This window comes from Ruegeria sp. O11 (assembly GCF_056535285.1).
In genome coordinates, this window is sequence record NZ_JBQERS010000008.1 from 13371 (window position 1) to 33638 (window position 20268).

Here is a 20268-nt window from a genome sequence, read left to right on the forward strand (position 1 = left end):
TCAGCCCCCTGTTCGCCACATCAGCGAAATGCACGTGTCGCCATATTTTCGCGCGTCATGCAGAGTGAACCCATTTGGAGCAATCATGGGGGCGTTTTCCTCCCACACGATCAGGGCGTCCTGGGCCAGCCAGCCACCTTTGGTGGCAGCCGCCAGCGCCTTTTGACCCAGGTCTTTGCCATAAGGCGGATCAAGAAAGACCAGATCGCATACGCCGCCTGGGTTTTCCCCCAACCGCGTTGCGTCACGTCTGATCAGAGTGGTCTGGTCCCGACTTCCGGTCAGATCGATATTCTTACGGATCAGACTCTGCGCAATTCGCCCATCATCGACAAACGTAACATGGGCCGCTCCGCGCGACAGCGCTTCAAGCCCCAATGCACCAGTACCTGCAAACAGGTCCAACACGTGCAGACCATCAATGTCGATCTGATGGTTCAGGACGTTGAAAAGGCTTTCCCGCACCCGATCGGTGGTGGGGCGCAGATGTGCTCCAGCATCGCCCTTGCCGACCGAGGCCAAAGCGCGGCCCCGGAAGTTACCGGCGATGATCCTCACGCTTTGAGCAGCGGTTTCAGTTCCGCTTCTGGGTCAGCCACCACCGTCGGATCGGCTGTTTTACCCGCATCGATCAGGCGTTTACCTACCATATAAGCGCGCGGGTCATTCATCGCGTCGACCGCAATCAGCTGATCGCCTTTATAGTACCAGAAGGACACCGTCGCGCCTTCACCCTTTCGGGTCACGACGCGATCATAGCCTGTATTTAGGCCCGCAATCTGCAGCTTAACGTCGTACTGATCCGACCAGAACCACGGCGTCGCGTTATAATCCTTGGCAGCACCCAGCATGTTCTGGGCCACAATCTCGGCCTGGTCGATGGCGTTGGGCACGCTCTCCAGACGAATGCGGCCCTCACCATGCGGGAACGAGGCACAATCACCCGCCGCCCAGATCGACGGGTCCGAGGTGCGGCCATGGGCATCGGTTTTGATGCCGTTGTCCAGCTCCAACCCCGCCATTTCAGCCAGTTGCGTTGAGGGCGCGATTCCGACCCCCACCACGACGAAATCCACCTTTAATTCAGTGCCATCGGACAGAATAGCACCCGTCACCTTGCCATCTTCACCAACCAAACGATCCAGCCCAACGCCTTCGCGAATGTCGGCTCCGTATTCCGTATGAAGCGTACGGAAATAGTCGCTGGTCTCTTTCGCGGCGACACGTTGCAGAATACGGTCTGCCATCTCAACCAACGTCACCTTGACCCCACGCTTGGCACAAACCGCGGCGGCCTCGAGCCCGATATAGCCGCCACCGACGATCAAAGCGCGCGCGCCGTCGGTTACCCGAGGCTCCATCTCGTCGATATGCGCAAGATCGCGCACCACATGGACACCTTCAAGATCGCCACCAATGGCTGCGGGCAGGCGACGCGGATCAGAGCCTGTGGTCAGTGCCAACTCGTCATAGGCGATCACGTCATCACCTATCGTTACCGTTTTGGCCTTGGGGTCAATTCCGGTCACACGCTGCCCCAGTCGCAGGGTGATGTTATTCTCGGCATAGAAGCTCTCGGGTCGAAGGAACAGGCGTTCCAACTCCATCTCGCCCAACAGGTAACCCTTGGACAAAGGTGGGCGCTGATAGGGCAGGTGCGGCTCGGCACCAATCAAGGTGATGTCGCCCTCAAACCCATCTTTGCGTAGCCGCGCCACGAGTGAAGCACCAGCCTGCCCTGCTCCGATCACGACGATATGGCTCATGTTGTGCTCCCCTGCAGAATTCCGATGGTCTCTTTCTTTCGACAACCTATATTGCGACAAAGCCCGACTCTGCAAATCCAAATGACAGGAGCTTAATAAATGATCTCAACAGGTGACATGCTGCCCGACGCGACGCTGATTCAGATGGGAGCCGATGGCCCTGAAGAGGTGCGGATTTCAGAAAAAACAAAAGGGCGCAAGGTGGTGATCTTTGCTGTGCCCGGCGCATTTACCGGGACCTGCACGACCGCGCATGTCCCAAGCTTCATGCGGACAAAAGGCCAATTCGACGCAAAAGGAGTTGATGAGATCATCTGTATTTCGGTCAACGATCCCTTCGTGATGGACGCTTGGGGTGAAAGCACCGGAGCAACTGCCGCAGGACTGACCATGCTGGCTGACGCCGCATCGGAATTCACCAAGGCGATAGACATGGATTTCGACGCACCACCGGTTGGTCTGCTGGCACGGTCCAAGCGCTATGCCATGTTCGTCAATGACGGAAAGGTAATCGCCTTGAACATCGAAGAGAATCCGGGCGTTTGCGAGATTTCGGCTGGCGAAGGTCTGCTTGAAACCTTCTGATCCCGGTTGGCCCCGGCATCACCGGGGCCACATGAAACGCATTTAACTTGATGCAACGACCCGATGTGCCAATACTTGGACATACAACCCGGGAGTTCATTGATGCGACTGAAATTAATCACTTTGATTCTTGGTGGCGCCGGCGCCTTAGCCGCGTGCGGCCCTGCCCCTACACCCCAGCAACAAGCTGCTCGGCAACACGAGATCGCTTGTCTGAGCGGCACCATAGGCGGCGCATTGATCGGCGGAGTGATCGGCAATCAATTTGGCGGTGGATCGGGCAAAACCATTCTGACGGCGGCGGGCGCTGCTGCAGGTGGGTTGTCTGGCGAACGTTACGCATGCTGAGGAGATTGGATTTGAAACAAGCATTGATCATCATCGCTGTCATTCTGATGTCTGGCACCGCAAGCGCCGAAAGTGTCGCAGAACTGCACGAGGCCGAGCTGAACAATATCGACAAGAACAATGATGGGTTTCTGTCCCGGGACGAATTCAACGCCTTCTCGGATTATGCGTTTCAAGCGATGGACGAAGACAAGAACGGCACACTTGGCCTGGATGAAGCTAAACCGTTCCTAGACATCAAGCAGTTTCAGAATGTTGACCGCGATGGAGATAACGCTATCTCACGGCCAGAATACGACGCCCAGATGGACAGCGATTTTACCTCGGCTGATCTGGATGGCAATGGGCAATTAAACTAATGCTCAATCAGGAGGCGTAAGATGACGAGATGGATCAGCCTCGGCGCGCTTCTGGTGCTCGCGGCTTGTGATGTACCGCAATCACCTGTTGTTACCGGCCCAGACGGACAGACCCGCATTCAGATCAATACCGCCGGTTTGACCTGTTATGAGACACGGTGCCTCGACATCAACCCGTCGACCCGCAGCGTCCGCTCGGTCGGCAGCCGCACGATCAGAATTCCGGCCAACATCGATATCAGCGGAGGAACCATTTCTCCAGATGATTTCAAACAACTAGGAACCGCTGCGTTGCTGGCAGGTGGTGCAGGGTCAGCTGGCGACCGATAGAAGGCTATCCATCTTGCGCGCCAGCTTGGCGTCTTGTGCGGACAGGCCGCCAACATCATGGGTGGACAGCACCACCTCGACTGTGCGGTAGACATTCGACCATTCGGGGTGGTGGTTCCATTTCTCGGCCCAGATCGCCACCTGCGTCATCCAGCCGAAAGCGGCGACAAAATTATCGAAGATGAAGGTCTTTGTGATCGCATCGCGGTCCTCAACCATGGTCCAGCCATTTCTGAACAGCGGGTCCAGCAGCGGGCCGCGGGTCTCGGTTGACAGAAGTTCGGTCATTGCTGTTCCTCCGGGTTCGATTTCCTGAACGGGCCATAATCCGTCAGAATCTCGATCTCTTCTCCCACTGCGTGGGCTTCGGCGTCCAGATATTTCTGAACTGCATCAGCAAAACCCGGATCACCGACCCAGTGCAAGCTATGCGTGCGGGTCGGCATATAACCGCGCGCCAGCTTGTGCTCGCCCTGGGCACCTGCCTCAACCCGGGCCAGCCCTTCAGCAATGGCAAAGTCGATCGCCCTATAATAGCACAGTTCGAAATGCAGGCAGGGATGGTGTTCCACGCAGCCCCAATAGCGGCCATAGAGCGTTTCCCGGCCGATGAAATTCAAGGCCCCGGCTACCGGGTATCCGTTGCGTTCGGCCAGCACCAGAGCGATGTCATCTGTCATGGTTTCCTGAGCGATATCAAAGAATTGCCGCGTCAGGTAGGGTGATCCCCATTTGCGCGCGCCGGTATCCTGGTAGAATCGCCAGAAGGCATCCCAGTGCTCCGGCCGCAGATCATCGCCTGTGATCGTACGAATCTGCCCGCCGAAGTCACAGGCCTGCTCGCGTTCTTTCCGGATATTTTTGCGTTTGCGCGAAGATAGCGCTGCCAGAAACCCATCGAAATCGGTGTATCCATCATTGAGCCAGTGAAACTGCTGCGAATGCCTGACCATCAGGCCCATCTGTTCACCAGCCAGCGCCTCGGCCTCGGTGCAGAAGGTGGCGTGCAGTGAGGAGATGCGATTTTCGGCGGCTAACTGCACCGCGCCTTGCACCAGCGCTGAAATGCCCACCGCATCATAGCCGGGCCGTACCAGAAAACGTCGGCCTGTTGCGGGTGTAAATGGCGCAGCGATCTGCAGTTTCGGATAGTATCGCCCGCCTGCACTTTCATAAGCATGGGCCCAGCTGTGATCGAAGATGTACTCACCCTGCGAATGCGATTTGGCATACATCGGTGCCGCACCGATCAGCATTCCATCAAGATAAGCCGTCAGATATTGCGGCTGCCAGCCTGTGCCGCGTCCGACTGAACCGCTTTCTTCCAAAGCCAGCAAAAATCGGTGTGTGGTGAACGGATCATGCGGTCGCCCGCCATCAGCAACCTCAGGACAGGCGCAACTGTCCCAATCGCCCGCTGTTATCTGCGATAGCGATGTCAGAACCCGAACCTCAATCTGTGCCTGATCCATGTCCCCTCCGCGCTGCACCTTTATCTGTGATCGCGCGCGGCAGGATCAAGCGGGATATTCGGCCAGATAGCCTTCGAAGGTCACATTATCGGCAACCCTGCGCGCCTCGGCCTCTTGTTCAGGCGAGCGCACCGTCCAGCACAGGATCGGCACACCTTGCTCCTTCAGCTCGGCGACCCGGGGTCGGTCAAGATCAGAAGCTTCATGGCTGATGAAACTGGCCCCAACACGGTCAAAATCCGGGATATTGCGCAGATGGTCGCAAATGGATTGCGGCAAAAGCTCGGCCTTTGGGTCGTAAGAGCCGGTAACGAGACCGCGCGGTAGGTGTGGCGCAAGGCGCGCGAGTTCGGCAACCGCGTGTGGGTTGAATGACATTAGTGCGACCAGTCCGACATAGCCTTTCAGCGCACTTACTACATCCGCTTCCAACGCACCGATATCAGGTCCCATTGCCCCATCCTGATCCTTAAGCTCAATCAGAAGAGGCACCCGACCGGCAACCATGTTCAACACCTCTTCGAATGACGGGATACTCTCACCGTCGGAATGCAGCAGAGGCTGCGCCTGAGCCTGCACCGCAGTGATTTGCTGAATAGGTCCCGCGCGTCCGGTCAGGCGAGTCATGTCATAGTCATGAAACACCATCGCACGGTTATCGCGCGTGCGCTGCAGATCAATTTCAATGCCATATCCCGCGTCGATCGCAGCACGAATGGCTGACCGGCTGTTCTCGGGCCGCTGGTCTGCAACGTCATGCAGCGCCCGATGTGCAATCGGGCGCTTCAGAAACTCAAGGGGCAGCGAAGGTGTCATTGAACCTCGAAGATGCCTTCGATTTCGACTGCAACGCCCAGCGGCAGTGACGCTGCGCTGACGGCCGAGCGCGAGTGACGACCAGCCTCACCCAGCGCCTCAACCAGAAAATCGGACGCGCCATTGATCACCTGCGGTTGCGCAGTGAAATCAGCGGTCGAGTTCACGAAACCAGTCAGTTTGATCACCCGCACCAGTTTGTCGATATCGCCGTCGCACGCCGCTTTTACCTGAGCCAGCAGATTAATGGCGCAGACCTTGGCCGCAGCCGCACCTGCCTCAATATCCATGTTATCGCCCAGCTTACCTGTGATCAGATCGTCCGCCTTGGAGATTTGGCCCGACACATAGACGATGTTGCCGATGCGCACGAACGGAACGTAGTTTGCTGCCGGCGCGGGCGCGTCCGGTAAATTGACACCCAAGCTATCCAGTTTTGCTGCAATACTCATGTGGTTGATCCTCATCTCACAGTGATTCCGCGCGGACGCTAACCGGGAACGCAGGTTTCGGAAAGCGGGAAAGCGGTAATTTTCTTAAGGCCTGCGAACTGCGCGGGTGTTCTCCTGTTCAGGAAGTGTTGAATTCGTGTCACTTTACGACCTCCCACCTACTGAGGTAAACGCGAGTCGTTGTTTCATATTCCGCGCGAAACCTCTATGTGAGACGAATTGCGCACCATGAGCGCAATGGCCGTATTGATTGAAGGCCCGGCACACCACCGGGTATTTTTGGAGTAAAGAAGACAGTGCCAAGCTATATTCGCCTGAAGCACCTATTCATATTCGCCATCATGACGGTTCTGTCGGCATGCGCAACGCAGCCACAGGACGCTGCCGCGCGAGGTGAGATTTTCGACCCTTACGAAGGTGCCAACCGTGGCATTCACAAGTTCAATCTGGGCGTTGACCGGTTCCTGTTCCGTCCAGCCTCAAAAGGCTATGTGAAGATCGTGCCCGATCCGATGGTCACCAGCTTCAATCACTTTGCTGAAAACCTGACCATGCCAGGGCAGGCTCTGGATTATCTGTTGCAAGGCAATCTGAAACAATCGGGCAACGCGTTGCTGCGCTTTCTGATCAACTCGACCGTGGGTGGATTTGGCCTGTCCGCTCCGGCGGATGAATTGAACCTGCCGCCCGTCGACACCGATTTCGGAGAAACCTTGCATGTTTGGGGTGTCAGCGAGGGCGCCTACGTGGAACTTCCTTTCTATGGCCCGTCGACCGCGCGTGATGCTGTCGGCGTCGTATTCAATCTTTTCTCGAACCCAATTAACTTCTCTCCGGTGCGTCCGGTCGACAACATTGGTGTCTATGCCGAGGTTGTGCGGCGCATGGGGGATCGTGGACGGTTCTCGGATACGGTCGATTCAATTCTTTATGACAGTGCCGATAGTTACGCGCAGGCACGTACGATCTATTTGCAAAATCGCCGCTTTGAACTGGCAAGGGATGATGAAGACGCCTATCTGGGTCTGTATGACGATCCCTACGCCAACACCGGGACCGACCCTGTCAGAGACCCCTATCTTGACCCGTATGAGGACCCCTATGCCGAATAACCTGTTGAACAGACGCCGATTTGTAGCCGCTGCCCTGACCGGGATGACAGTTGCCGCATTGCCTCTGCCCGCGTTTGCGCTGACCGAAGCGCAGGCCAAGCAACTGGTCAACAGCGTGGTGGCCGATATCACGCGTATCATCGATTCGGGTAAATCCGAGAACGCGATGCTGCGCGATTTTCAGAAGATTTTCGTTCAATACGGTGATGTGCCGATCATGGCCCGCTATGCGTTGGGGGCGGATGCACGCACAGCGTCCTCCGCACAACTGCGCCAGTTCACCAAGGCGTTCGAGGGCTATATCTCGCGCAAATATGGCCGCCGGTTCCGCGAGTTCATCGGCGGTGAGGTCACAGTGCGCAACGCGCGCAAGATCAAGACCGGATACGAGGTCAGAACCTCAGTCAAACTGCGCGGCTCGTCCCCGTTCGAAGTGACATTCTTAGTGTCCGACAAGTCTGGCCGCGGCAAGTTCTACAACATGTTCATCGAAGGCGTGAACCTGCTGCTGACCGAGCGCACTGAGATCGGTGCCATGCTGGATGCACGTGGCGGTGACCTAAATCGCCTGATCAAGGACCTGAAAAACACCGGCTGATCCTGATATCCGAAAACGAGCGTGCCGCCGATTAACACCGGCGGCACAGTGGCGATCCGTTGCCTGAATCCACGGAATCAATTCAGTCGTTCGCCCGTTTCCTTGGCGAAATACGACACCTTGCTCATGTCGAAAGCCAGATTCAACATCTGGCCCGCCTGTGCGCTGGTTTCGGCATGCAGCCGCGCTGTAACCTGCTTGCCCCCCAGTTCCGACACGACATAGGTGTCGGCCCCGGCAGGTTCGACCATATCGACCATGCAGGTCGCCTCTTGCACGCCTGCCCCGGCGCGGAAACCGGCCTCGGCAATGTCTTCCGGGCGTAGACCGAGGATGACATCCTGCGGCAGTTCCGGCGCGCGCGCATCGGTTAAGACCAGCGTATCGCCGGTTTCTCGCGTGATCGAAATCTGCGTCCCCGAACCATTGTTCGATGCCTGTGCTGGGATCAGGTTCATCGCCGGAGAGCCCATGAAATCCGCAACGAAAAGGTTGGCTGGGTTGTTGTAGATCTCGGCCGGTGTTCCGATCTGCTGCACGATCCCGCCTTTAAGCACGACGATCTTGGTCGCCAGCGTCATCGCTTCGATTTGGTCGTGGGTCACGTAAACGATCGAAGCGTCCAGCGTCTGGTGTAGCTTCTTGATCTCGGTCCGCATCTCGACCCGCAGCTTGGCATCAAGGTTCGACAGGGGTTCGTCAAACAGGAACAGCTTAGGATCACGCACCAGCGCCCGACCCATTGCGACCCGTTGACGCTGACCGCCCGACAATTGGCTTGGGCGGCGGTTGAGCAGCGGTTCGATCTGCAGCAGCGACGCGACCTCTTTCAGCTTGGCATCCTGAGTGGCCTGATCGACCCCACGCACTTTCATGCCGAAGGTGATGTTCTTGGCGACCGACATGGTCGGGTACAAAGCGTAGGACTGGAACACCATCGCGATGTCGCGGTCCTTTGGGCTGACATGAGTCATGTCGTTACCGCCGATGGACAATGTGCCGCCGGTGATCTCCTCCAGCCCCGCGATGCAGTTCAGAAGGGTGGATTTACCGCAGCCTGAGGGGCCGACAAGCACCAGGAAATCGCCTGGTTCAATCGAGATGTTGATGTCTTTCAGAATTTCGACAGGGCCGTAATTCTTGTAGAGTTTGTTGATATCAAGGATGGGAGCCATGGGTCTTATCCCTTCACTGAGCCAGCGGTCAGGCCGCGGATGAAATACTTACCGGCAACGACATAGACGAGCAGCGTCGGCAGACCCGCGATGATCGCGGCCGCCATGTCGACGTTGTATTCTTTGACGCCGGTGGTGGAGTTTACGATATTGTTGAGCGCCACGGTCACGGGCTGTGTGCCCGCCTGGCTGAATGACACGCCGAACAGGAAGTCGTTCCAGATCTGCGTGAACTGCCAGATGACGGTCACCACGATGATCGGCAGCGACAGCGGCAGGAAGATCGACCAGAAGATCCGCATGAACCCGGCCCCATCGACACGCGCCGCCTTGGTCAGCTCGGCCGGAATGGTGACATAGTAGTTGCGGAAGAACAGCGTGGTGAAGCCCAACCCATATATCACGTGGACAAAGATCAGACCCGGAATGGTTCCTGCGATTCCCATGATGCCCAGAAGGCGCGCCATGGGCAGCAGAACCACCTGGAACGGGATGAAGCAACCAAACAGCATCAGCGAGAAGATGATGTTGGCACCCTTGAACCGCCACTGCGCTACGACATAGCCATTCAGTGCGCCTAGAAGGGTCGAGATCGCCACCGCAGGCACCGCAATCAGGACCGAGTTCCAGAAGTATGGCCGCAGACCTTCGCACTGGATACCGGTACAGGCACCGGACCATGCAGTTTTCCAAGCGTCAAAGCTGACTTCGCGCGGCAGCGAAATCAGGGACCCGGTGCGGATTTCCTCAAGGCTTTTCAACGATGTGGTCAACATCACGAACAGCGGCATCAGGTAATACAGCGCGAACAGGCCCAGCAGGACATAAAGCAACCAACGCAGGGCAATCTTGCCAGTGGTGCTTTGGGTACGGGTTTGGGTTTGGGGCATCGACAGATCAGTCATTTTTCGCCCTCAGCTCTGAGTAAAGATAGGGAACCACGATGGCAAAGACGACCAGCATCATGATCATCGCGGACGAGGCCGCCTGACCAATATCGCCGCGCGAAAACGCCATGGCGTACATATAAGTGGCAGGCAAATCAGTCGCGTAGCCCGGACCTCCACCCGTCAAGGCGATGACAAGGTCAAAGCTTTTGATCGCGAGATGCGCCAGTACGATGAAGGCTGACAGGAAGATCGGGGCCATCGAGGGGATGATGATCGCAGTATAGATGCGCCATGTCGGGATGCCATCGACCTGCGCGGCCTTGATGATCTCTCCGTCCACTGACCGCAGACCGGCCAGGAACAGCGCCATGACGAAACCCGAGCTTTGCCAGATCGCGGCCATCACGATGGTGTAGATGGCGTAATCAGGGTTCACCAACCAATCGAACTCGAAGTTTGTGAAGCCCCAGCCCTGCACCATGGATTCTATGCCCAGACCCGGGTTCAATATCCACTTCCACGCGGTACCGGTCACAATCATCGACAGCGCCATCGGGTAGAGGTAGATCGTGCGGATGGCTCCTTCGACGCGGATTTTCTGATCCAGCAGGATGGCCAGCAACAGGCCCAGTACCATCGCGATGACGATGAACAGCGCGCCAAAGATATACAGGTTGTTGATCGCCGTATCCCAACGGGGCGAGTCAAAGAGGCGTTCATACTGGATGAAGCCCTTGATCTCGTATTTCGGCAGTAGTTTCGATCGGGTCAGCGACACCCATGCGGTCCATCCGATAAATCCGTAGACAAAGATCAATACGGCGATGAACGACGGTGCCAGCACCACCTTGGGCAGGTGGTTTTCCAGCCATTCGGACATTTTAGCCTCCGGGGAAAAATGCTCTGCCCCTCAGTATCGGGGGCAGAGCGTATTGGATCAGTAGCTGTTTGCTACCGCGTCCGCCAGTTGCTGAACCGCGTCAGCCGAGGACATATCCGAGTTGAAATGTGCGGTCACAACATCGGTGATCGCACCGGACTGCGACCCGCGCAGCGCCATGCCATGGGCGTAAGACGGCAGCAGCGAACCCGCAGCAGATGTCGAGCCCATGTCTTCGGCCGACAGGTTGGCACAGATGTCAAAATCTTCCAGACCAACATCGGTCCGCGCAGGGATCGAGCCTTTGTTCAGGTTGAACACTTTCTGGAAGTTCGGTGCAACGATCAGCTTGGCGAGCAGGTCCTGACCGGCTTTCTTGTCGTCGCCTTCCACGTCAAACATGGCAAAGCTGTCGACGTTGTACAGATACCCGTCGCCGGGGGTCGAGGCGCACAGGAAATCTTCGCCGGGCTTTTTGCCAGCCGCCAGGAATTCACCCTTGGCCCAGTCACCCATGATCTGGAACGCGGCTTCGCCGTTCATCACCATCGCGGTTGCGAGATTCCAGTCGCGGCCCGAGAAGTTCTCGTCCACGTATCCGCGCAGGGTACGCATCTGATCAAACGCCTGCACCATGGTGTCCGAGGTCAACGCTTCGGGGTCCAAGTCGACCAGTGCTTTCTGGTAGAACTCAGGTCCACCGACGCCCAGCACAACTGCTTCGAATACGGTGGCGTCCTGCCATGCCTGACCGCCATGAGCCAGCGGGATCACACCGGCGGCTTGCAGTTTTTCGGCAGCGGCATTGAATTCATCCCAAGTGCTGGGCATTTCGATACCGTTTGCAGCCAGAACGTCCGCGTTGGCCCAGATCCAGTCAACACGGTGAACGTTCACCGGAGCCGCGCACCAGGTCCCTTCACACTTCATGTGGCCCGCGATCGACGCAGGCAGGACATCAGCCCAGCCTTCTGCCTCGGCCACGGCCGAGATGTCTGCCAGAACGCCTTCTTCATACCATTCCTGAATGGCGGGGCCTTTCAGCTGAACAGCTGTCGGCGCGTTACCGGCCAGAACACGTGCGCGAAGCGCAGTCATGGCCGCATCACCGCCGCCACCTGCGACCGGCATGTCGGTCCATGTGCCACCGTTCGAGGCAAACTCCTCCTGCAGAACCGCGACTGATTTCGCTTCACCGCCGGATGTCCACCAGTGCAGAACTTCTGCCTGCGGTTCGGCCACTACCGACGACCCGGCCGCAATGGCAAAGGTCGACACAGTGACAAATGCAAAACGCTTCATATTTGTTCTCCTCCCTGAGAATTCGGTGCCACCCAATGGGCGGCGATGCTCGATATAGCGCTAACAGAATGCCGCATGGCAACGCAGAATGCAGAGCAATATCCTGACAAGGCGGAAATTTTCACCGCTTTTGTTACCGCGTGTTACTTTGGGCTTGAATCCGTTTCCATTCGTTACAATTGGCGGCAGCGGAGGAAGTTTGAGAGGAGGATCAGAGTGGGTATTCCCCGGCTCCTGGTTGTGGACGACGATTCTGAGATGCGTTCGATGATGACCCAGTTCTTTCAGCAGAACGGGTATATAGCGCTACCTGCCAGTTCGGAAAGTGAAATACGCACGCATCTGACCTCGGGTCGGATCGACCTGATCCTGTTGGACGTGATGCTAGGCGACGAGAACGGCGTGGAAATTTGCGCTAGATTGCGCACCGAGCAAGATGTACCGATCATTCTGGTCTCTGCTTTGTCGGCAGATCACCAGCGCATGGCGGGATATGAAGTTGGCGCGGATGACTACATTGCCAAGCCGTTCAACCCGCAGCTTCTGCTGGCCCGCGTCCGTGCTGTGATGCAGCGCGCGCAACGCACCCCTTCGCTGGCTTATCGCCGCCGTACCCGTACATTTCACTTTGACGGCTGGGTCTTTGACGGCAAACGGGACGAGGTACATTCGCCCGACGGCTATTTAGTCTCGCTTTCACAGCGCGAGACCGCCCTGCTGAAAGTCTTGCTAGCAAATCCACACATCCCGCTAACCCGGGATGAGATCGCCACCGCACTGGATGTCACCGGCGAGGCTGACAAGCCCGAGGCGCAAGGCCGCGCCATCGATATGCTGGTTGGGCGACTGCGCTCTAAAATTGAGGCTAATCCGAAAGAGCCTCAGATGCTGCGCACTGAGCGTGGGGTTGGGTACATATTTACCGCCGACATATCGGTAGATGAGGACGCATGACATTGCGCCTGCGCAGCTTTGGTTGGGTCTGGACGCTGTCAGCCTTCGCTGCAGGGCTGTTGGCAACCGCATTGTGGTTCACCTCTGCACAGGCTTGGAACCGTTTCCAAACTCAGGCATTTGTTGCGGGATTCACCGTATACGAGGATTTGCGGACGGGGATGGCACCGCCACCCGGCTTGCTGATCAATCCCTTGCCTGCCAAGGCCGCCGCACTTGCCGATAGGGGAGAATTCCAACAAATGCCCGGCTTTTCTGATCGCCGCTTTGTCACCAACCTGTCGATCCTGACCGACAGTTCAGCCCCCCTGAGTGGGCGCGAACTGACGCTGGCGGTATTATCGGATCGGCTAGTCTATCCGGTTTCAGACATCGTGTCCGGCAGCGATCAGACAGGTCCCGAGAAGATGGGCAATCTGACGCGCCTGCTTGCGACCTATTGCAGCGAACCGATCCTGATCGCGCAATTTGGACGTGGTGTCTGGCAACAGATTGATGGCACTGAAATCTGGGGGTGTAAGGCAGCTCCGATTGATCTGCGCCTGCCCGCGATATTGCTGGGTATCGTCGCGCTGGCCGCGTTGCTGACCTCTGTCGGTAATGTCTCGGACAGCTTCACGCGCTTTGCACAGGCACTTGGTGACCGCAAACGCCGCGGTGGGCCACAAAGTTATGATGCGGACGGGCCGGAAGAGCTGCGCGATATCGTGGCTGCGGTGAATGATCACCTTGAGGCTGAACGCGCGCAGCTTGAGAAACGCGCCATTGTGCTGTCGGGTGTTAGCCACGATCTGGGTACGCCGGCAACGCGTGTCCGGCTGCGTGCCGCCCTGATCGACGATGCCGAATTGCGCGAGAAGCTCGAAGCAGACGTGGATCAGATGACCGGCATGATCGAAAGTGTACTAACCTATACAAGGTCCGAGCTCAGTGTCGAGGAACCGCGGCAGATCTCGTTGACCTCACTGGTCGAGTCACTGGTCGCCGACTATCAGGATATGAACTTGCCCGTATCTTTGAAAGCGATTGAACCTGTCGCTGTCGAAGGTGCGCCGTCATTGTTCATGTCGCGCCGGGGGCACGGATCGCTGCCTGAGACACGGCGCATTCTGGTGATGGGTCGACCAATCTCGTTGAGGCGGGCGCTGTCAAATCTGATCGACAACGCCTTGAAATATGGGCGCCGGGCCGAGGTTGAGCTGGAAACCAATGCTCAATCCGCCACGATTATTGTCGAAGATAAAGGCACCGATTTGTCGGTTGATGATATCGAGGCATTGCTGGCCCCGTTCCAGCGTGGGTCAAACACCGGTTCGTCAGATGGCTTTGGGCTTGGCCTGACCATCGCACGCACCGTTGCCGAGCAACATGGCGGAACGCTGAGCTTTGAGGCCGGAGACCAAGGCTTGCGCGCCTGCCTGCAGATCACCAGGCAATAGATCAGGGCGAATAGCTGCGTACCAGCGCGCTTGCGATCAAAGCCCAACCATCTGCAATCACGAAAAATGCCAGTTTGAACGGTAGGGAAACCGTAGCCGGAGGCACCATCATCATACCCATCGACATAAGGACCGCCGCAACAACCAGATCGATGATCAGGAACGGCAAAAATATCAGAAACCCGATCTGAAATGCCCGCGCAATCTCGGACAGCATGAATGAAGGCATCAGAACGGACAGAGGTGCCTCGGGTGACAGCTGCAAATCCACGCCATCCGGTCGCAATGCTGCCATCGCCTGGAACGTATCGACATCCAAACGCGCCGCCATGAAGCTGCGAAACGGCACCAACGCGCGTTCCAGCGCGGGCTCCACGTCGATTGTTTCCTCGACCATTGGCTGGATGCCGACTTCCCACGCTTCGGTGAAAACCGGCTCCATGATGAAATAGGTCAGAAACAGCGCCAGACTGACAATCAGCATGTTGGGCGGCGATTGCTGCAACCCAATCCCTTGCCGCAGTATCGCCAATACGGTGATCAGAAATGGAAAACAGGTGATCATGATCGCCAGACCCGGTGCCAGGCTGAGCACCGTGATCAGCAATATCAGCTGAATCGTCCGGGCCGAAATCGATCCATCTTCGCCCATAGACAGCGACAACTCCTGCGCCATGCCATTGGTGGGAGCGACCAGCAGGATTGCCAGCCAGATCGGATGGCGCATCATCCGATCCCGTTCTGCAGATCCGAGATCTCTGTCAGCCGCACAGCCAGCTGCCCAGCCTGATCTCCTTCCATTTCCTCCAGCAGCCCGCGCGCGACCAATTGGTCCCCGACATACAGGTCGACGGGGTCTTCAATGCGTTTGTCCAGCGCCAGAACAGCGTTTTCGCCCATGTTGAGCAGATCACGGATCAAAGGTCGCGCCCGACCGACCGAAACTGTGACTTCGATCGGAACCGCTTCGAACGGATTTGGCTTTTCGGATTTCGGAGCTTGGGAATCACTCATTTGACAGAGCCTCTTTTGCTTCAAATAGATAGGCTTCGAAAGTTGCGGCAATGGACGCGAGCAAAGCGCTACAATCCATCTCTCGATAGGCGGTGCCCACTTGCAAACGCGCCTGTCCCGGCTGCAGAGAAGGGTCCTCGGCAACTTGTGGCAACGGCGTGAGATCTTGTGGAAGAACTGCCTGAACCTGATCGGCGGCACCGTCCGGAACGGTAAGTAGCATCGGCTGCCCGATCTGTTCCCGGGCCATCTCACAAAGCTGTTCAGTCAATCTGGCGGAAAAGCCCAGTTCAACGGTTTCGGGCAAAACCACCTTTATCAGGCTCTGAAACATCGGTTCCAGCGACAATGTCATCCGGGTTAACGCCTCCTGATAGGTAAACGACAGGTCTGCTAGCGCTGCAGACAAGTCAGAGCTCAGCTGCGCCCCACCCTGTTCCCGCGCCTGCACCGCATCTTCCCAACCGGCACCATAGCCTTGCTCAAAGGCCGCAAGGCGTTGTTCTTCCAGTGCCTCTTCATCCAACAAATGAACGGCGACACCTGCTGCTGGGGCGGTGAAATCCTCAAGGAGATGAGCGATAGACATCACACCCTCTCCTCACCTTCTTCAAGCCAGCTTCGCAGGATCTCAACCGTCTCTTCCTGTTTGTCACCGATCATGGCGCGCAATCGGTCGACGGGGTCTTCACCATGGGCGCTGGCTATTACCGGAATATTTGTCTGAGCGGTCTCAGGAAGTGATGTGAACTCTTGCGCATCACCATTTGCGATCTCTCCCGTCAAGTAAGTTGCAGGCTCCGCTTCCGGCGGTATGCCTGCCGGTAGCAACGCAGGTGCAGCAGATTGTGTCAAAATGGGTCGTATGACAAACAGACCCAAAACAAGGGATACCAGTGCCAAAACGAACATCTGAACCAGCGACATGGCATCAAGATGAACCTTCTGCCAGACCGACGACGACACCAATGTACCCTGCGGCTCAACAACAGGTAGATCAAGCGATTTAAGGGTAATGACGTCACCGCGTTCGGCATCATAACCTACGGCTGAGGAAACAAGTTCCTCCAATGCGTCAAGCTCTGGCTGCGGAATGGGTTCAAATCGTTCGACGCCTTCTGTATCAACCGTTCGGGCACCGTTGATCAGCACTGCAACGGTCAGACGTTTGATGGCGCCCGGCGCTCGGTGAACCTCGAGTTCGGTCTCGGAAACCTCATAATTCACCCGCTCGCGGGTCTGGGTGGCATTTGAATTGGATTCGTCCCCGCCAGCACCATCCCCATCCGGCAGATTTGACGCCACGGTCACGTCTGCAGACTGATTTCGCGCACTGTCAGACCGTTCTTCAACATCCGTACTGATCGCTACGCGACCTTTAGGATCGAAGCGGCGCTCACGGATCGACTCGGTTTCGGTCTCCGTATCCACGCTGACCTCGACCACGGCATTACCGGCCCCGACGCGTGCTTCGACAAGTCGAAGAACTTTTTCCCGCAACTAGCGTGCTTTGTCGTCTGCAGTATCAGCGGCCACGGTTGATTCCTGTGCTCCGATCACAGCGCCGTTCGAATCGATTACGGTGACGTTTTCTGGTGCAAGCCCGCTGACAGCTGACGCCACCAGAAACCGTATCGCCTTGGCCTGATCTCCTGTGATCTGCGCACCCGATGGCACCAAATATACCGAAGCGGTCGGCGCAACACTACGTTGAAACGGGTTGGCCGAACCGTTGGCGATGTGTACGCGTGCCTGGCTGACATGTGAGCTGCCGACAATCGTGCGGGCCAACTCGCCCTCTTTTGCCCGCCAATAAGCAGCGTCAAACATCTGCGACGTCGTGCCAAATCCACTGAGTGAGTCCAGCAACTCGTATCCGCGGTTGCCGTTTGCTGGCAGTCCTTCACTGGCCAGCGTCATGCGCAACTCATCCCGTTGCGAACCCGGTACATAGATCGAACCACCCCGGATTTCATACGCAACACCGCGCTGATCCAGCGATCGCACGATATCACCCGCCGCACCGCTTTCGAGACCTGAATATAACAGCGTCATCGACGGTGCCGTCGCAATCCGTGACATCGCAAGCACGCCCAGAAACACCAGCACTACCGCACCGGCCACGAAAATTTGTTTGCGCTTGTCCAAACTTGCCCAGACAGTTCCGATCTGCTGCACACTCACCTCCGACTCACCGACATTCTGCTCGGCTCAACCCCTGTTTGGACGATTGCCCTTAACAATCGGTTAGTCCCTGCGGGGTTATGACAGTTGCCGAACAGATTCATGAGGACGGCATGACCGATGCAACAGCTGACGAAGTGGAAACCCCTAAAAAATCAGGAAAAAAGGGCCTGATTCTTGGGATGATTCTGGCCGTGGCAGGCGGTGTTGGTGGCTACTTCATAACCGCCTCTGGCTTACTGCCAATTGGTAGCGGTGCCGAAGCAAAAGAAGAAGATAGCAATAGCAATAAAAGGCCAGCGACGGCGTTGCCAGACGTGAGCTTTGTTGATCTGCCGCCGGTGATCGTTTCGGTCAATGCAGGCGATTCACGGCATCTCAAGTTCCATGCACAACTCGAGGTGAACGCGGGCTACGCCGCCGAGGTTGAAAAGATGCAGCCGCGAATCATGGATGTTCTGAACAGTTATCTGCGCGCGGTCGAGCTGAACGATCTTGAAGATTCACTCGCCTTGGTGCGCATCCGTGGGCACCTGCTGCGACGTATAGGAGTTGTCGTGGGTGACGGCCGTGTGCGCGACGTTCTGGTGACAGAATTTGTATTGAATTAGGAGGCGAAGGTGGAACTGATTGCCGATATTCTGCTGGTAGCAGGCGCGCTTGGGGCAGGACTGTACTGTTTCATTTTGGCGCGACGTTTGCGTCGATTTACTGATCTTGAAAAGGGCGTGGGTGGTGCGGTTTCCGTTCTTTCGGCCCAAGCGGAAGAGCTGCGAAAATCGCTCGATAGCGCCCGTCAGTCTTCCGACGAGTCCGGGGTTGCCCTGCAGACTTTGACTGAACGGGCGGAGTCGGTAGCGCAGCGCCTGGAACTGATGATGGCCTCGATGCACGATGTCGTACAGGAAGACCAACCAAGCCCTGAGCAGCCCGAAGAGCACGCGCAGGAAAAATCTGACGTGGACGCTGTCGAAGAAACTGTTCCTGAAAATTCTGAGCCCATATCCCTAAAACCCGTAACAAAGCCCGAGGGCTTGATGTTCTTTCGGCATGCTGCAGCGTCAAGCGGGTCGGGCCAATGATCCGCCAAAGAAAAAAGAATTCTGACCAGCGCCCGCGCGGAGGAGTTCTGACCGTCATCTCCTTGCTGATGATCGGGTCCGCCATCATTCGGATCGGGCTTGAGGCTGGGCCTGCGGTGGCGCGTGGGACTGATCCGGCCTTGGCAAAGCAAATCAAGTCGGAGCGCATTGAGACCAGCGCCACGGATCTGCAAGTTTTGCTAGCAGAACTGCTACGCCGCGAAGTCGAACTGAATCAGCGGGAAAGCACGATTGTCGATCGAGAACATGCGCTGGACATCGCAGATCAGGCCATTGAAGCCCGGTTGGCCATGCTGCAGGAAGCCGAAGAGTCGCTGCGTGAGACCGTCGCTATTGCCGAAACGGCCGCCGAAAGCGACCTGACGCAACTGACTGATGTTTACCAAAGCATGAAACCAAAGAATGCCGCGGCCTTGTTCGAAACCATGGATGCAGTATTCGCCGCCGGATTCCTGTCACGCATGCCACCGGATGCTGCCGCCAATGTGATGGCCGGTCTCAGCCCCGAGGCCGCCTATGGTATCAGCGTCATAATGGCTGGGCGCAACGCCCGCGCCCCACAGGAATAATGCTGATGGGCAACCACTTCTCCCACCTTAACGCCGGAGATCACTTATGATCGGACTCATCGGAATTGCTGTTATCTTCGTCATGGTTTTTGGCGGATATCTCGCCGCTGGCGGCAAGATGGCGATTATCATGAAGTCATTGCCGTATGAAATGATGATGATCGGAGGCGCCGCGATTGGTGCTTTTATGATCAGTAACGACATGGGTGGGGTCAAACACACCGCGAAAGATATTGGCAAAGTGTTCAAAGGCGCGAAGTGGAAGCCCGAAGATTATCGTGATCTGCTTTGCCTGTTGTTCTCGTTGATCCGGATCGCGCGCGCAAACCCGGTTGAGGCCGAGCAACACATCGAAGAGCCTGAAAACTCGTCGCTTTTCTCAGCTTATCCCAAGATCAAAGCCGACAAAGAAGCCGTGGACCTGATCTGCGACACCATGCGTTCAGCCGCGATGAACTATGACGACCCGCATCAAGTCGAAGAGGTGCTTGAAAAACGGATGGAGGCAAATTTCCATCATGCCATGCACTCGAGCCATGCCTTGCAAACCGTTGCCGACGGCCTGCCTGCTCTTGGTATCGTAGCTGCGGTTCTAGGCGTTATCAAAACCATGGGTTCGATCGACCAGCCCCCAGAGGTGCTGGGAAAGCTCATCGGCGGCGCGTTGGTCGGCACTTTTCTGGGCGTTTTTCTTGCCTATGGTTTGGTCGGTCCGTTTGCTGGCAAACTGAAAGCTGTAGTTGAAGAAGACAACCATTTTTATCAACTCATCAAGGAGGTTCTGGTCGCGAATCTGCACAATCACAACGCTGCGATGTGCATCGAGGTCGGACGCCAAAACACGCCAACCCACAACCGCCCAAATTTTTCGGAGCTTGAAGAGGCCTTGAAAGAAATCAAACAGGCGGCTGCATGATACG

At 56.8% G+C, this 20268-nt stretch carries 25 protein-coding genes and 1 pseudogene; 12 read left to right on the plus strand and 14 right to left on the minus strand.

Going from position 1 to position 20268, the window contains the following annotated elements; translation table 11 throughout:
- Together rsmD and ACRZ91_RS14800 are read right to left on the minus strand one after the other, a co-directional pair.
- Entirely contained in the window at positions 1-558 is a 558-nt protein-coding gene (gene rsmD, locus ACRZ91_RS14795; protein WP_480906667.1) for a 16S rRNA (guanine(966)-N(2))-methyltransferase RsmD, read from the minus strand.
- Positions 555-1766, minus strand: a complete 1212-nt coding sequence (locus ACRZ91_RS14800; RefSeq protein WP_480906670.1) for an NAD(P)/FAD-dependent oxidoreductase — start codon at positions 1764-1766, stop codon at positions 555-557. Before ACRZ91_RS14800 ends, rsmD begins: the two co-directional genes overlap by 4 nt.
- Before the next feature lie 99 nt (positions 1767-1865).
- Here ACRZ91_RS14800 and ACRZ91_RS14805 point away from each other — a divergent pair, with 99 nt between their 5' ends.
- The 4 genes from ACRZ91_RS14805 (at position 1866) to ACRZ91_RS14820 (ending at position 3388) form a co-directional block, all read left to right on the plus strand.
- A complete protein-coding gene (locus ACRZ91_RS14805; protein ID WP_480906672.1) occupies positions 1866-2351 on the plus strand; it encodes a redoxin family protein in 486 nt (161 codons plus the stop codon).
- 102 nt (positions 2352-2453) lie between these two features.
- Positions 2454-2699: a glycine zipper 2TM domain-containing protein gene (locus ACRZ91_RS14810; RefSeq protein ID WP_010438542.1), complete on the plus strand. Its 246-nt coding sequence runs from the start codon at positions 2454-2456 to the stop codon at positions 2697-2699.
- 11 nt (positions 2700-2710) lie between these two features.
- Complete coding sequence (locus ACRZ91_RS14815; RefSeq protein ID WP_480906674.1) at positions 2711-3058, plus strand: EF-hand domain-containing protein; 348 nt, start codon at positions 2711-2713, stop codon at positions 3056-3058.
- A gap of 21 nt (positions 3059-3079) precedes the next feature.
- Complete coding sequence (locus tag ACRZ91_RS14820; protein ID WP_170471619.1) at positions 3080-3388, plus strand: hypothetical protein; 309 nt, start codon at positions 3080-3082, stop codon at positions 3386-3388.
- Here ACRZ91_RS14820 and ACRZ91_RS14825 read toward each other — a convergent pair.
- The 4 genes from ACRZ91_RS14825 to ACRZ91_RS14840 are packed head-to-tail and all read right to left on the minus strand — an operon-like array spanning position 3371 to position 6128.
- On the minus strand, positions 3371-3676 hold the full coding sequence (locus ACRZ91_RS14825) for a 4a-hydroxytetrahydrobiopterin dehydratase (RefSeq protein WP_170471617.1): 306 nt from the start codon (positions 3674-3676) through the stop codon (positions 3371-3373). The two genes, ACRZ91_RS14820 and ACRZ91_RS14825, sit on opposite strands and share 18 nt — an antisense overlap.
- Complete coding sequence (locus ACRZ91_RS14830) at positions 3673-4860, minus strand: GNAT family N-acetyltransferase (RefSeq protein WP_480906679.1); 1188 nt, start codon at positions 4858-4860, stop codon at positions 3673-3675. Before ACRZ91_RS14830 ends, ACRZ91_RS14825 begins: the two co-directional genes overlap by 4 nt.
- A gap of 45 nt (positions 4861-4905) precedes the next feature.
- Positions 4906-5676, minus strand: coding sequence for a glycerophosphodiester phosphodiesterase family protein (locus tag ACRZ91_RS14835; RefSeq protein WP_480906682.1), 771 nt, complete (start codon positions 5674-5676; stop codon positions 4906-4908).
- Positions 5673-6128, minus strand: coding sequence for a RidA family protein (locus ACRZ91_RS14840; protein ID WP_480906685.1), 456 nt, complete (start codon positions 6126-6128; stop codon positions 5673-5675). Before ACRZ91_RS14840 ends, ACRZ91_RS14835 begins: the two co-directional genes overlap by 4 nt.
- A 296-nt stretch (positions 6129-6424) precedes the next feature.
- Between ACRZ91_RS14840 and ACRZ91_RS14845 the strand changes: the two genes are divergently transcribed.
- Both ACRZ91_RS14845 and ACRZ91_RS14850 read left to right on the plus strand, forming a co-directional pair.
- A complete protein-coding gene (locus ACRZ91_RS14845) occupies positions 6425-7240 on the plus strand; it encodes an MlaA family lipoprotein (RefSeq protein ID WP_010438526.1) in 816 nt (271 codons plus the stop codon).
- Positions 7230-7838 (plus strand): MlaC/ttg2D family ABC transporter substrate-binding protein, encoded by a 609-nt coding sequence (locus tag ACRZ91_RS14850; RefSeq protein ID WP_170541913.1) that lies wholly within the window; start codon positions 7230-7232, stop codon positions 7836-7838. Before ACRZ91_RS14845 ends, ACRZ91_RS14850 begins: the two co-directional genes overlap by 11 nt.
- A gap of 77 nt (positions 7839-7915) precedes the next feature.
- Here the strand turns inward: ACRZ91_RS14850 and ACRZ91_RS14855 are convergent, their stop codons facing one another.
- Genes ACRZ91_RS14855 through ACRZ91_RS14870 form a run of 4 tightly spaced genes read right to left on the minus strand, consistent with a single transcriptional unit; the run spans position 7916 to position 12085 of the window.
- Positions 7916-9013 (minus strand): ABC transporter ATP-binding protein, encoded by a 1098-nt coding sequence (locus ACRZ91_RS14855; protein WP_480906689.1) that lies wholly within the window; start codon positions 9011-9013, stop codon positions 7916-7918.
- Positions 9014-9018: 5 nt separating this feature from the next.
- Positions 9019-9918, minus strand: a complete 900-nt coding sequence (locus ACRZ91_RS14860; protein WP_480906692.1) for a carbohydrate ABC transporter permease — start codon at positions 9916-9918, stop codon at positions 9019-9021.
- Complete coding sequence (locus tag ACRZ91_RS14865; protein WP_170387762.1) at positions 9911-10783, minus strand: carbohydrate ABC transporter permease; 873 nt, start codon at positions 10781-10783, stop codon at positions 9911-9913. The genes ACRZ91_RS14860 and ACRZ91_RS14865 overlap by 8 nt, the downstream gene beginning before the upstream one ends.
- A gap of 57 nt (positions 10784-10840) precedes the next feature.
- Positions 10841-12085 (minus strand): ABC transporter substrate-binding protein, encoded by a 1245-nt coding sequence (locus ACRZ91_RS14870; RefSeq protein ID WP_010438511.1) that lies wholly within the window; start codon positions 12083-12085, stop codon positions 10841-10843.
- A gap of 216 nt (positions 12086-12301) precedes the next feature.
- Here ACRZ91_RS14870 and ACRZ91_RS14875 point away from each other — a divergent pair, with 216 nt between their 5' ends.
- Together ACRZ91_RS14875 and ACRZ91_RS14880 are read left to right on the plus strand one after the other, a co-directional pair.
- Entirely contained in the window at positions 12302-13039 is a 738-nt protein-coding gene (locus tag ACRZ91_RS14875; RefSeq protein WP_170541920.1) for a response regulator transcription factor, read from the plus strand.
- The gene (locus tag ACRZ91_RS14880) at positions 13036-14478 is read left to right on the plus strand and encodes a sensor histidine kinase (protein ID WP_170774698.1); all 1443 of its coding nucleotides are present in this window, start codon (positions 13036-13038) and stop codon (positions 14476-14478) included. The genes ACRZ91_RS14875 and ACRZ91_RS14880 overlap by 4 nt, the downstream gene beginning before the upstream one ends.
- A 1-nt stretch (position 14479) precedes the next feature.
- On the opposite strand, the gene fliP is transcribed toward ACRZ91_RS14880, so the two are convergent.
- The 4 genes and pseudogenes from fliP to fliF form a co-directional block, all read right to left on the minus strand.
- Positions 14480-15208: a flagellar type III secretion system pore protein FliP gene (fliP, locus tag ACRZ91_RS14885; protein ID WP_480906697.1), complete on the minus strand. Its 729-nt coding sequence runs from the start codon at positions 15206-15208 to the stop codon at positions 14480-14482.
- A complete protein-coding gene (locus ACRZ91_RS14890) occupies positions 15205-15492 on the minus strand; it encodes a FliM/FliN family flagellar motor C-terminal domain-containing protein (RefSeq protein ID WP_170471601.1) in 288 nt (95 codons plus the stop codon). Before ACRZ91_RS14890 ends, fliP begins: the two co-directional genes overlap by 4 nt.
- Positions 15485-16081: a FliH/SctL family protein gene (locus ACRZ91_RS14895; protein ID WP_480906700.1), complete on the minus strand. Its 597-nt coding sequence runs from the start codon at positions 16079-16081 to the stop codon at positions 15485-15487. Before ACRZ91_RS14895 ends, ACRZ91_RS14890 begins: the two co-directional genes overlap by 8 nt.
- A pseudogene (gene fliF / locus ACRZ91_RS14900) lies at positions 16081-17670 on the minus strand (flagellar basal-body MS-ring/collar protein FliF). Before fliF ends, ACRZ91_RS14895 begins: the two are co-directional and overlap by 1 nt.
- 119 nt (positions 17671-17789) lie before the next feature.
- Here fliF and ACRZ91_RS14905 point away from each other — a divergent pair.
- From ACRZ91_RS14905 to motA, 4 genes are read left to right on the plus strand one after another with little or no spacing between them, the layout of a single operon-like run.
- Positions 17790-18287 carry a flagellar basal body-associated FliL family protein gene (locus ACRZ91_RS14905; RefSeq protein ID WP_480906703.1) on the plus strand — a complete coding sequence of 166 codons (498 nt, stop codon included), beginning with the start codon at positions 17790-17792 and terminating at the stop codon, positions 18285-18287.
- 9 nt (positions 18288-18296) lie between these two features.
- Positions 18297-18758, plus strand: coding sequence for a hypothetical protein (locus tag ACRZ91_RS14910; protein WP_319545562.1), 462 nt, complete (start codon positions 18297-18299; stop codon positions 18756-18758).
- Positions 18755-19348, plus strand: a complete 594-nt coding sequence (locus tag ACRZ91_RS14915) for a MotE family protein (RefSeq protein WP_480906706.1) — start codon at positions 18755-18757, stop codon at positions 19346-19348. The genes ACRZ91_RS14910 and ACRZ91_RS14915 overlap by 4 nt, the downstream gene beginning before the upstream one ends.
- Before the next feature lie 46 nt (positions 19349-19394).
- Positions 19395-20264, plus strand: coding sequence for a flagellar motor stator protein MotA (gene motA, locus ACRZ91_RS14920; RefSeq protein WP_170541948.1), 870 nt, complete (start codon positions 19395-19397; stop codon positions 20262-20264).
- Positions 20265-20268: the final 4 nt, after the last annotated feature.